Genomic DNA, 12,620 nt, shown 5'->3' on the forward strand with positions numbered 1-12,620 from the left:
TGCGGGCGCACCGCACTCAAACGGATGCGCCCATGAAAAAGCCCGGCATCTTGCGATGTCGGGCTTTGAAGCAAAAAGACCTTGTTGCTTACGGCTTGCTGGCTGTTGGAAACGGCCAGGCTGCTTGCGGATTCAGAGTTGTCTGAGCCGAAGGGGACGCCGGTGCAGCAGGAGCTTTGGCAGCGGGTTTTTTCGCGGCTTTCTTCGCAGCGGGCTTTTTCGCTGCTTTCTTGGCGGCAGGCTTTTTGGCAGCGGGTTTCTTCGCAGCAGCTTTCTTCGCTGGTGCTTTTTTCGCTACTTTTTTAGCCGCTGGCTTTTTCGCTGCTACTTTTTTTGCAGCTGGCTTTTTGGCCGCTACTTTTTTAGCCGCAACTTTCTTCGCGGCTACTTTTTTGGCCGGGGCTTTTTTCGCTGGCGCTTTTTTCGCTGCTACTTTTTTAGCGGCTACTTTTTTCGCTGGCGCTTTTTTGGCCGGGGCTTTTTTCGCTGCTACTTTTTTAGCAGGTGCTTTTTTCGCCACTACTTTTTTCGCAGGGGCTTTTTTGGGAGCAGCTTTTTTAGCCGCAGATTTTTTCGCAGTTGCCATAGTTTTCTCCTTGATCACATTGCAAAGAGCACTTCACGTTTGGAGTACGCAAAGCGATTCACGGCGTTGGGCCAGGCTAACCGGGCCCAGCGCCGCGAACACAGGAGCAAAGCCCAACGCGCACTCTGCGGTGTCGTCATTGGTCATTGCAATTCTAGAAATCATTGTTGTGTTGACTCTTGATCAATCCCAGGACAGAGCGCCACCCGATTGGTACTCAATCACACGGGTTTCAAAAAAGTTGCGTTCTTTTTTCAGGTCGATCATTTCGCTCATCCATGGGAACGGATTCTCTTCGTTCGGGAACAAGGTTTCAAGTCCAATCTGCGTGGCCCGGCGATTGGCGATGTAGCGCAGATAACCCTTGAACATGGAGGCGTTGAGACCCAACACGCCGCGCGGCATGGTGTCTTCCGCATAACGGTATTCCAGCTCCACGGCTTTCATGAACAAGGCCTTGATCTCGGCCTTGAACTCGGCGGTCCACAGGTGCGGATTTTCAAGCTTCAACTGATTGATCAGGTCGATGCCGAAATTGCAATGCATGGACTCGTCGCGCAGGATGTATTGGTACTGCTCGGCGGCGCCGGTCATCTTGTTCTGGCGGCCCAGCGCCAGAATCTGGGTGAAGCCGACGTAGAAGAACAGGCCTTCCATCAGGCAGGCAAACACGATCAGCGATTTCAGCAGGGTCTGGTCCGCTTCGGGTGTGCCGGTCTTGAAGTTGGGGTCGGAGATGGCGTCGATGAAAGGAATCAGGAACTGGTCCTTGTCCTTGATCGACTGCACTTCGTTGTAGGCGTTGAAGATCTCGGCTTCGTCCAGACCCAGTGACTCGGTGATGTATTGGTAGGCGTGGGTGTGAATGGCTTCTTCAAAGGCCTGGCGCAGCAAAAACTGGCGGCACTCGGGCGCCGTGATGTGGCGGTAGGTGCCCAGCACAATGTTGTTGGCGGCCAGGGAGTCGGCGGTGACAAAAAATCCCAGGTTGCGCTTGACCAGACGGCGCTCGTCGTCGGTCAGGCCGTTCGGATCTTTCCACAACGCGATGTCGCGCGTCATGTTCACTTCCTGAGGCATCCAGTGGTTGGCGCAGCTGGCCAGGTATTTTTCCCAGGCCCATTTGTACTTGAAGGGAACCAGCTGGTTCACGTCGGTCTGCCCGTTGATGATGCGTTTGTCGGCAGCCCTGACGCGTTTTGCGGTTGGTGCGGCTGCGGCCGGCGCAGCCGGTGTGGTCGGTGCGGAAATCAAGGCGCTGTCGTCAAGCGTGCGGGACGCCGCTTGAGGTTGCTGCAAAGAAAGAGGCGGAAGTTCCATCGAGCGGCTTTCAGGCAAGCTGCTGTTCAAAGATGTTTGCAACGATGGTTTGGCTTCTTCGTCCCAGGTCAACATAGAGGTTTCCAATAAGTTGGATTATGAAAGCAGCGATACAAAATGAAAAGTGTTCATTCACATCGCTATAAATTAGTGTTGCTCAATTACATCGAATCGCGGCGCTGAATTTTTTCGGCGCCGCGATTTTTTTGTTATTGGCAGGCCTCGCAACCGGGATCGTCAATCGCGCAAAACTTGATGTCGGTGGCCGGTGATGCATCCATCTGAACCTGCGCCACAGCAGCGGCTGCATCGAGTGCATTCATGCTGCCGGTGTCATCGGTATTTCCCGACGCGACGGAATTCATCTTGCCGGCTTTCACCGTGGATTTTTCCGCGTGGGTGGCGCTCATGGTGCGCAGGTAATAGGTGGTCTTCAGGCCACGCAACCATGCCAGCTTGTAGGTGTCGTCGAGCTTCTTGCCGGACGCGCCTGCCATGTAGATGTTGAGCGATTGCGCCTGGTCAATCCACTTCTGGCGGCGTGACGCGGCTTCGACCAGCCAGGTGGCGTCCACTTCGAAAGCCGTGGCGTAAAGCGCCTTGATGTCTTGCGGCACACGGTCGATTGGGCGCAGCGAGCCGTCAAAGTGTTTCAGGTCCACCACCATCACGTCATCCCACAGGCCCAGGCGCTTGAGGTCGCGCACCAGGTAGTGGTTGATCACGGTGAATTCGCCGGACAAGTTGGACTTGACCGAGAGGTTGCCGAAGCAGGGCTCGATACAGGCATCCACGCCGATGATGTTGGAGATGGTGGCGGTCGGGGCGATAGCCACGCAGTTGGAATTGCGCATGCCATCTTTGGCGATTTTCTGGCGCAGGGTATCCCAGTCCAGGGTGGCGGAACGATCAACTTCCAGATAACCGCCACGCTCCTTGGCCAACAAGTCCAGCGTGTCCAGCGGCAAGATGCCTTGGTCCCACAACGAGCCCTTGTAGCTGCTGTATTGGCCGCGCTCTTTGGCCAGCTCGGTGGACGCCCAATAGGCGTGGTAACAAATCGCTTCCATGGATTTGTCGGCGAACTCGACGGCGGCATCCGACGCATAAGGAATACGCAGTTCGTACAGGCAATCCTGGAAACCCATCAGGCCCAGGCCAACCGGCCGGTGGCGCAGGTTGGAGACACGTGCTTTCTCGACCGCGTAGTAGTTGATGTCGATCACGTTGTCCAGCATACGCATGGCCGTGGTGATGGTCTTCTTGAGTTTCTCGTGGTCCACCGCGCCGTCCTTCAAATGCTGGACCAGGTTGACGGAACCCAGGTTGCAGACGGCGGTTTCGGTGTCGCTGGTGTTGAGCGTGATCTCGGTGCACAGGTTGGACGAGTGCACGACACCGGCATGTTGCTGGGGCGAGCGCACATTGCAGGCATCCTTGAAAGTGATCCAGGGATGGCCGGTCTCGAACAGCATCGAGAGCATCTTGCGCCACATGTCCACAGCCTGCAGTTTGCGCGCGGGCTTGATCTCGCCGCGATCGGCCCGGGCTTCGTAGGCGGTGTAGGTTTTTTCAAACTCGATGCCGTATTTGTCGTGCAGGTCAGGTGTGTCGGAGGGCGAAAACAGCGTCCAGCTGCCTTTTTCCATCACGCGGCGCATGAACAGGTCGGGAATCCAGTTGGCGGTGTTCATGTCGTGCGTGCGGCGGCGGTCGTCGCCGGTGTTTTTACGCAGTTCCAGGAACTCCTCGATGTCCAGGTGCCAGGTTTCCAGGTAGGCGCAAACCGCGCCCTTGCGTTTACCGCCCTGGTTGACCGCCACGGCGGTGTCGTTGACCACTTTCAGGAAGGGCACGACGCCTTGCGATTCGCCATTGGTGCCCTTGATGTGGGCGCCCAGGGCGCGCACCGGTGTCCAGTCGTTGCCGAGGCCACCGGCGAACTTGGACAGCAGGGCGTTTTCCTTGATGGCATCGTAAATGCCGCCCAGGTCGTCGGCCACCGTGGTCAGGTAACACGAGGACAGCTGCGAACGCAGGGTGCCGGCGTTGAACAGGGTGGGTGTGCTCGACATGAAGTCGAAGGAGGACATGATTTCGTAGAACTCGATGGCGCGTGCTTCGCGATCGGTTTCTTCCAGCGACAGGCCCATGGCCACACGCATGAAGAAAGCCTGGGGCAGTTCGATTCGCTGTTTGCGCACGTGCAGGAAGTAGCGATCGAACAGGGTCTGCAGACCGAGGTAGTCAAATTTCAGGTCGCGTTCGGGTTTGAGTGCGGCGCCCAGGCGTTCCAGATCAAACTCCATCAGTTTTTCATCGAGCAACTCGTTTTTGACGCCCTTGGCGATGAATTGCGGGAAGTACTCGGCATAACGCGTGTTCATGTCGCCCTGCGTGACTTCCCCGCCCAGGACCTCGCGGCGAATGGTGTGCAGCAACAGGCGGGCGGTGGCGTAGGTGTAGTCCGGATCTTTTTCAATCAGGGTGCGGGCCGCCAGGATGGAGGCCTTGTAGACCTCGTCAATCGGCACGCCGTCGTACAGGTTGCGCATGGTTTCGGCAACGATGGGGTCGGGCTTGATGTCTGCACCCAGGCCGGCGCAGGAGGCTTCTATCAGCGCCTGCAACTGGCCGATGTCCAGGGCCACGGTTTTGCCGTTGTCCAGCACATGCAACTGCGGTGCCGCAGGTGCCGTCACCTCGGGCTGGCGTGCGCGTTCCTGCGTGCGTTTTTCGCGGTACAACACATAAGCGCGGGCGACCTCGTGATAACCGCCGCGCATCAGGCCGAGTTCGACCTGATCCTGCACGTCTTCTATATGGAAGGTGCCGCCGCCTGGGCGTGAACGCATGAGCGCACGCATCACGGCCTGGGTCAACTCGTCGACGGTTTCCCGCACGCTGGCAGACGCCGCGCCCTGGGTGCCGTGCACCGCCAGGAAGGCTTTCATCATCGCAATGGCGATCTTGTTCGGCTCAAAAGGAACCACGGCGCCGTTGCGGCGGATGATCTGGTAGTGGTTCAGCGGCTGGGACTGGGCATGGCTGCCAGTGGACTGATCTGTGGCCGGCAGGCTGGTGCTGGCGGGTGTTGCATGTTGGGCTGTTTGCATGGCTTCCTCGTTGTGCTTTGTTGTCGGGTGAATTTGATGTGATAGGGGGCGAAGGAGAAGGCTGACGGTTGCCGGTGATGGGCTCGCTTGGCGTTAATTCCTTGAGTGGCTGGTGCCCGTATACATCAAAGTGAATGTAGGGCTAACACACTATACCTAGGGTCTAAAGTGATTTCAAGCACTACAGGTAGTGTATCGCCTCATGACGCCGCCGTTACTTTGCGTAGCTATTTTTTGCCGGTAAAAATGCACACAAGGGGCTATCGGGGCGCTGCCCGGCAGGCCTTGCGCCATCCCCAAAAAAAAGCGCTGATCCAGTCCTGATGCGGCCTGCCACGCATTTTGCCCGGCAGACCCTTGTCGATGTTCAGGTCTGGCCGAAAAAGGCGTATTTTTCTTGATGGAAAACCACCGGCTGAAGGTGGTTTTGCGGCGGGTGATTTAAATGTTCTGGGGAAAACACTGAGCTGGCAAACCCAGCGATCGCTGTAGCCGGGCCCAGTCGAAGCCTACGCCGGGGTCTTGTTTGCGGCCGCTGGCGATGTGTTCATGACCGGCCAGGTGTGCCACCGGGTAGTGCCGCAGCAGCGCAGCGCAGATGCTGGCCAGTGTTTCGTATTGCGTAGCCTCAAACAGCCCGCCCTCCAGGCCTTCCAGTTCAATGCCAATGGAGTCGTCGTTGCAGTTGTCCCGGCCGCGGTAGCGGGACTCGCCCGCATGCCAGGCGCGATCGTCGCAGCTGACGAACTGCCACAACTGGCCGGAACGGGTGATGAAGAAATGCGAGGAAACCTTCAGCCCGCGAATACTTTGAAAATAAGGGTGGGCATCCCAGTCCAGCTGGTTGGTGAACAGACGTTGCACCTGGCCGTTGCCAAACTCGCCGGGCGGCAGGCTGATCGAGTGGATGACCACCAGGTCGATGGATGCCGCCGCAGGGCGGGCGCCAAAATTCGGCGACGCCAGCGCCCTGGCGTGCTGGTACCAGCCTTGGTGCCACAGCGACGGCGGCTCAGCCCCCACGTTTGCCACTTCGTGAACCTTCGGCGGTGCGCTGCCCCTTGCACCAAGAAAGAGGGGTTGTTCCGCCCAGGGGCGGCCCGTCGGCGGAACTAGCCTGTAAAACCATACTAGGGCGCATCGGGCGCGTCGTCCCCGTTGGGTGTGACGATACTCAGGCGGGCGATGCGGTAACGGATCTGGCGCAGGCTGATGCCCAGCTTGGCCGCGGCCGCCGTGCGGTTGAAGCCGGTTTCCTGCAGGACTTTGGACAGGATGCCACGCTCCTGCCCATCCAGAAAGTTCTGCAAGTTTTCCGGCACCGCGACTTCCTCGACCGGCGGCGACTCCAGGTGCAGGTCGCCGCCTTCACCGAGTGCAACCGCGCGGTGCAAAATGTTTTCCAGTTCCCGCACATTGCCATTGAAGGGATGGGCCTGCAAGCTGGCCAGGACCTGGCTGGAGATATCGGGCATGTGCAAACCCGACTCCTTGCAAATTCGGCCCAGCAGGTCTTTGCACAGGGCGGGCAGGTCTTCGCGACGCTCCCGCAGCGGCGGCACATGGATTTCAATGACGTTGAGCCGGTAATACAAATCCTGGCGAAACAGCCCGGCCGCCACACCCGCACCCAGGTCTTTGTGGGTGGCGCTGACGATACGCACATCCACGGTGTCTTCCTGCGCTGACCCCAACGGCCTGACCACACGTTCCTGGATCGCGCGCAAGAGCTTGGACTGCATGGCCAGTGGCAGGTCGCCAATCTCGTCGAGGAACAGCGTGCCGCCTTTGGCCGCCTGGAAATAACCCTGACGATCCTGCGTCGAGCCGGTGTAAGCGCCTTTGCGCGCGCCAAAAAACTCGGCCTCCAGCAGATTTTCCGGAATCGCGCCGCAGTTGACCGCCACAAACGGTCCGGCTGCGCGGTGGCTGCAGTCGTGCACAGACCGTGCGACCAGCTCCTTGCCGGTGCCGGACTCGCCTTGGATCAACACCGGCGCCATGCTGCCGGCGACCTTGACGATGCGGGACTTGACGGCTTGCATCACGGCGGATACGCCGACCAGGCGTTGCAAGGTCAGCGAGGCATCGCCGGATTTGCTTGTTTTGAGCGCGGCCGGACTGGTGTCGCCGTCAGGCCGGGTCCGTTCGCTGCCGGTCTGCGCGGTGGTGCCCGCGGGGCCCTGGATGGCCGAGGCCACCACGTTGCGAAACTGCTTGAGGTCTACCGGCTTGGTCAGGTAATCAAAAGCGCCGGCCTTCAGGGCTTCCACCGCATTTTCGGCCGAGCCATGAGCGGTGATGATGACGCAGCGTTCGGGGCGCTGTTGGCTGACCATCTCGCGCAGCAGCTCCAGGCCCAGGCCATCGGGCAGGCGCATGTCGGTGATCACGGCGTCAAAGCGCTTTTCCTGCAACTGGGCGCGGGCTTGCGCGAGATCAGCGGCGGCTTCGACCCGGTAACCTTCGCGCAGCAAGGTGAGTTCGTAAAGGGTGCGCAGATCCGGCTCGTCGTCGATCACCAGTATGTGGGCCTGATTCGGGGTGGTCATGGGTGTTTCAAGCGGTGGTCAGGCGGAGATTGTGTCAAAAGCGGCAGCTGGTCTGAAAATGACAAAAAATTCATTGCCTTCCACCCGGTGGCGCGCGATACGCTGGTAGCCCACCAGGGCGCCATGGCGTTCGCACAGTTCCCTGCAGATATACAGCCCCAGTCCGCTGGAGCGGCTTTCGGACGAGAAAAAAGGCTCGAACAGATGGGATTGCACCGTTTTTTCCAGCGGCTGTCCATCACTCCAGACCGACAGCCGCAATTGCCCGGAGGCTGAATGGTCGGTGGCCACGCGGATGGCACCGGCCGCCGTGCTGGCATAACGCAAGGCATTGTCCAGCAGATTCACCATCAGGCGCCGCAGGTGTTCGGCTTCGAACAGGATGGCGGCTTGGCCCGTGCCCGTTTGCACATGCAGCCGCGGGCCGGTCGCGGTTTGTTGGGCCCAGTCCGTGCAAATACGTTGCACCATGTCGTCGAGCCGCAGGGCGCGTGTTTGGGTTTGGGGCGTTTGTTCCTGGACCCGCGACAGGTTGAGGATTTCCTCGACGATGCGGGCGAGCCGCTGTGCGTTTTGCGCGACCATGCCGGTCAACTGGCGATGTCCGGCGTCCTGCAGGTCTTCTTCGAGCAAGGCATTGGCCTGGGTGATGGCGGCCAGCGGGTTGCGGATTTCATGGGCGACGGCGGCCGACATGCGGCCCATGGCCGCCATTTTTTCGGTGCGTATCCGGGCTTCCATTTCGCGCAAGTCTTCCAGAAACATCACACACAGGCTTTCGTGCGAGCCGTCGCGCGAGGCCGCCAGCCGCGTGCGCACCTGCAGGCGCCGCGCGTGGCGCGAGGCGTGTTCCAGGGTGACATCGGCTTGTTGCGGGGTTTGCTGCTCCAGGGTCCGCTGCGCCAGCTTGGCCAAGGGCAGCCAGGCCAGCTCGGCTGCCAGCATGAAGGGGGCGCTGCTGGCCACGCCATGGGTGGCCAGCAGACGCCTGGACGCGGGGTTGGCCGCACGCACCAGGCCGTTGATATCGATCACCAGCACACCATCCACCAGGGTGTCGATCACCAGTTCGTTGACCTGGGTTTGCATACGCGCCACCGACTGGCTGCTATAGGCACGTTGTTCTTCCCGCGACAGGCGCAGCGCCAGCTGGTTGGCCAGCAAGGCCACGACAAAAAAACCGGAACCGCTCAGGGCGGCCTGCAGAAAACGCGAGGTGGATTCGCCCTGCGGTTGCAGCGACACCCACCAGGCATCGCCCAGCAGCAGCAAGGTCACGCTGGCGGCGGTGCCCAGGGCCAGCAAAATCGGTCCCAACACGGACGCCAGCAGGACCGGCAGGGCAAACAGCGCGGTGTAGTTGATCGAGCCTGACTGCAAAAAATTAAGGGCCGAGAAGGCCAGCACGTCGATCCCGATCGTGAACAGCCACTGCATATCGAAGGTGCTGCCCGGCGGTTTGGGCTGGGCCCAGACCCGCACCGCCAGCGTCGCCACAAAGTAGACCAGGCACAGAAAAATCATGGCTTCGCGGACCGGTTGCCCCAGGGCGTAAATCGAGGCCTGCAAGGCGAGTAACACGCCGGCAATGGTCACACGCGCTGTCATGAAGGCGCGCCACAAGCGGCCAAAGGACTCGCCGCTGGCGCTGGCGCCCCAGGCGCCGTGGAGTTTGTCTACCGGCCCAAACCAGGAGTGGCCTGTGTCCGCGGGCATTTAGTCCTCGGCCTGACGGCGGTGGGCGTCGCTGCAATACAGGCCACGCTTGCCAGGCACGGCATCCGGTCGGGGCAGGTGCACCGCGCAGACGGCGCAGGCCACGATTTCGGTGGGCAACTGGTGCGGGCCGGTGACAGGGCGTCGCGGCGCGGGCTTGTCGCGCAACTCGGCGCGCCGGTTGTTGCGCCACAACCAGACGGCGACCAGCACCACGGCAATCACGATCAGGTATTTCATACGCGTTTCAGGATGATTTCAAGCACAAAACGCGAACCGGCGTAACCGAGCAGCAGCAGCCCCGAGCCCAGGTACAACACGCGCACGGCCTGGCGTCCGCGCCAGCCCAGGCGCGCCCGGCCTATCAGCAAGCCGGCAAACGCGAGCCATGCCAGCACGGAGAAAATGGTCTTGTGGTTCCACTGCCAGGCCCGCCCTGGGCCGTACAAGGTTTCGGCAAACAGCCAGCCGACCAGCAAGGTGGCGGTGAGCAGCACAAACCCGGCCTGCACAAAACGAAAAGTCAGGCGTTCCAGCGTCAGCAGCGGCATGCCGGTGTCCGGCTGGGTCGCCGAACGGATGGAGCGCTCGGAGCGGTTCATCAACCAGCCATGCACCACCGCCGTGGCGAACAAGCCATACGAGGCAATGCCCAGAGCCCAGTGCAGGGGCAGCCAGGGCGAAGAAATCAGGTGGTAGCTGGCACCGGGAAACACCAATGCCAGCAGCACGGCGGCACTGCCCAGGCCGGCCAGCGCCCAGCGTGCCTGCAATTGCGGGAAGAGCCGGCTTTCCACCGCATAAACGCTGAGCACCAGCCAGACCGTCATGGACAGGGCAGGCGCAAAACCAAAACGCGGTGGTTGGCCGAGCAGGCCGTTCGCCAGAGTCAGGGCATGTAACAACCAGGCCAAAAACAGCACGATGCGGGTGCTGCCGGGGCTCAAACGCGGTGTGGCGAGCGCCAGCACAGCATAGGCCAGCGCGGCCCCAATGGCCGTGGCCAGACCCCACCCAGCGCTCAAAGTTAAAATGGAGGGTAGGGGGAGAGGTATCACTGCCTTTCCCCCCCCCGAAGAACCGTACTTGCGGCTTTCACAGCATACGGCTCACGCACGACCACTGGATTAATAGACTCATCGGATTGCATAAACCCCAGTCTACTATCCCCAGTTAAAGTCCCCGTACTGGGACCGGCTTGGTAACCCCCAAACCTAGGATATGAACACGCGTATGACAGATCGAATGCAGCAGCACACGATTGGACAGAGCGTCAGAGCCTCCATGCATCCTGTACACGATATGGTGGTCGTGACAATCGGCCAAAGACTCCATCGGCATTTGACATAGCGCACATCTGCCGTGTTGAGACGTCCACAGCTTGAACCTGAACGTGTCCACGATGTCTTGTGACGTCCGTGAAACCCTCAGGTCTTCGCCATACTTCTCCCAGACCGGATCAAAGGGGTTGTAGTCCCCTTTAATCTTGACGTGCCTCACTATCTTTGTATCAGCAAGCTTATACAAATACAGTGGCCATTTCTGCCTCGACGTTTCGCTACCCGACCCGTCATCTTTCAAGACATCTGTAGCAAATTCCCAGCGTGAACCGGGTTTCCGCCAGTAGTGCTCGCGCACCCAGAGCTTGCTCTTTCGGGGATGGCGTCTGAGACCCCAACGCATCAACTTCCAGTCAAGCTGAAAGTCGAGTTTGTTGAATGTCTGTTTCGCCACTACCCCCTTGTGATAGTTCGCCCACCCCCGGAGAACCGGATTGAGCTTGCCTATCAGCACTTCAGTTCTCACCGAAATCGACTTGGCAATAATCTCCTTGACCTTGTCGTAGTGCGCTTTCACGCTTTTCCGACTTGGCTTGATGAGCAGTTTTCCAGAATACTTTCTGAAATTCCACCCTAGGAAATCAAACCCTTCATCGATGTGTACGATTCGCGTTTTAGCCTCGGACAGCTCAAGCCCCCGCTCGCGCAGGAACTGCTCTATCCACGGCTTGACCACTGTTTCCAGCAACTCTTTCGAATTGCCGGTCACCACGAAGTCATCCGCGTACCGCACCAGATTCACCTTGGCCTTCTGACCTCTCACAAAGCCCAGAGTCGCACGGACGTGCAACCGCAGACCCCGTTCCAGACCATCGAGCGTCCAGTTCGCCAGCGTCGGCGAGATGATGCCCCCCTGTGGGGTGCCCTCATCCGTACTCACCAATTGGCCCTTGTCTACGACCCCACACTTGAGCCACTGACTCAGCACGCGTTTGTTCGTTGGAACATTACGCAGCAGCCATTCATGGTTGATGTGGTCGAAAAACCCGCTGATGTCCGCATCCAATACCCAGCTGGCCGAGGCTTTCTGAGAGAGGGACACGAACAACTGCCCGCAAGCATCCTGCGTACAACGTCCTTTCCGGAACCCGTAAGAGTTCGGATCGGCCCTGCACTCGGACACTGGCTCCAGCGCCAACAGGTGAAGTGCCTGCGTCGCTCTATCCAGCATCGTAGGGATGCCTAGCGGTCTTTCCTTGCCGTTAGCCTTTGGGATGTAGACCCGTCGCAGTGGACTGGCTTTGTAATCCCGCTGACCTAGCCTTTCAATGGCTTTCCATTTCTTCAGTGGCGTGTCCCAGAGTTCGCGGTCGGTGCCAGCCGTCCGCTTCCCTTGGTTTGTCGTCACTTTCCTGACCGCCAATGCCTTGGCCTGCCAGGATCTGACTAAACCTCGTTGGAGCCGCGTGGCTCGTCGGAAGTCTTCGTCTTTCGTTGCCTGCGCTATGCGCGATTGCGCCTTACCTACGAACAGAGTCACTGCCTTCCAATCAATGGAATGCCACTCGCACTGTTGTTCGTCTGTAGGCGCAGCATCTGCGGCATTGCTGCCTTCGATGTTTTCCATACTGCCTCCAGTGATGTCGTTGACACCCCGTGGACGCACTCACCCCAAGGGGTTTGTGCCCCCTGGGGTGTAAGTTCGCAATAGCTTTTACGCTGTCGCACCTGCTGCAAGTCTGCGTGCTTTCGCACTGCGGCAAATCTTGAACCGCTATGACGCACATTACATGCGCCCATTCGCTTTTTGCAGCTTCCTCTGCCCGCTACACCATGGCCCTTGCTTACGCGCAGGTTGCTGGCCCGAAGGCCAGCGATGCATAGGGTTTACCTCGTTCCTCACGATGCCCCGTCGGTCGGCGAACCGACGGAATACGAAGGGACTTCCCACTTCACGGTAGCGGCATCAAGTGCCAAGATTGGGTTGTTGAATTCAATCTGAAACCTATATGAAGGAGAAGTCCCATGCGCGAGATTACACGAGTTGGCG

Annotated in this window: 9 protein-coding genes; all 9 read right to left on the reverse strand. The window is 59.5% G+C overall.

Annotation, left to right across the window (positions count from 1 at the left end; translation table 11 throughout):
* Positions 1 to 88: 88 nt before the first annotated feature.
* Positions 89 to 586: a histone H1-like DNA-binding protein gene (locus R6254_RS21245; RefSeq protein ID WP_318409678.1), complete on the reverse strand. Its 498-nt coding sequence runs from the start codon at positions 584 to 586 to the stop codon at positions 89 to 91.
* Between the two features lie 183 nt (positions 587 to 769).
* The gene (locus tag R6254_RS21250) at positions 770 to 1,981 is read right to left on the reverse strand and encodes a ribonucleotide-diphosphate reductase subunit beta (protein WP_318409679.1); all 1,212 of its coding nucleotides are present in this window, start codon (positions 1,979 to 1,981) and stop codon (positions 770 to 772) included.
* 134 nt (positions 1,982 to 2,115) lie between these two features.
* Positions 2,116 to 5,022, reverse strand: coding sequence for a ribonucleoside-diphosphate reductase subunit alpha (locus tag R6254_RS21255; protein WP_318409680.1), 2,907 nt, complete (start codon positions 5,020 to 5,022; stop codon positions 2,116 to 2,118).
* Between the two features lie 441 nt (positions 5,023 to 5,463).
* A complete protein-coding gene (gene ampD / locus R6254_RS21260) occupies positions 5,464 to 6,045 on the reverse strand; it encodes a 1,6-anhydro-N-acetylmuramyl-L-alanine amidase AmpD (protein WP_318409681.1) in 582 nt (193 codons plus the stop codon).
* Between the two features lie 107 nt (positions 6,046 to 6,152).
* On the reverse strand, positions 6,153 to 7,574 hold the full coding sequence (locus R6254_RS21265) for a sigma-54-dependent transcriptional regulator (RefSeq protein WP_318409682.1): 1,422 nt from the start codon (positions 7,572 to 7,574) through the stop codon (positions 6,153 to 6,155).
* Between the two features lie 18 nt (positions 7,575 to 7,592).
* On the reverse strand, positions 7,593 to 9,290 hold the full coding sequence (locus R6254_RS21270) for an ATP-binding protein (RefSeq protein ID WP_318409683.1): 1,698 nt from the start codon (positions 9,288 to 9,290) through the stop codon (positions 7,593 to 7,595).
* Complete coding sequence (locus tag R6254_RS21275) at positions 9,291 to 9,530, reverse strand: PP0621 family protein (RefSeq protein ID WP_318409684.1); 240 nt, start codon at positions 9,528 to 9,530, stop codon at positions 9,291 to 9,293.
* Positions 9,527 to 10,324 (reverse strand): cytochrome C assembly family protein, encoded by a 798-nt coding sequence (locus R6254_RS21280; protein ID WP_318409691.1) that lies wholly within the window; start codon positions 10,322 to 10,324, stop codon positions 9,527 to 9,529. The genes R6254_RS21275 and R6254_RS21280 overlap by 4 nt, the downstream gene beginning before the upstream one ends.
* Positions 10,325 to 10,463: 139 nt before the next feature.
* On the reverse strand, positions 10,464 to 12,197 hold the full coding sequence (ltrA, locus tag R6254_RS21285) for a group II intron reverse transcriptase/maturase (RefSeq protein WP_318409685.1): 1,734 nt from the start codon (positions 12,195 to 12,197) through the stop codon (positions 10,464 to 10,466).
* Between the last annotated feature and the right edge of the window lie 423 nt (positions 12,198 to 12,620).

Source organism: Polaromonas potterensis (assembly GCF_033446725.1).
GTDB lineage: Bacteria > Pseudomonadota > Gammaproteobacteria > Burkholderiales > Burkholderiaceae_C > Polaromonas.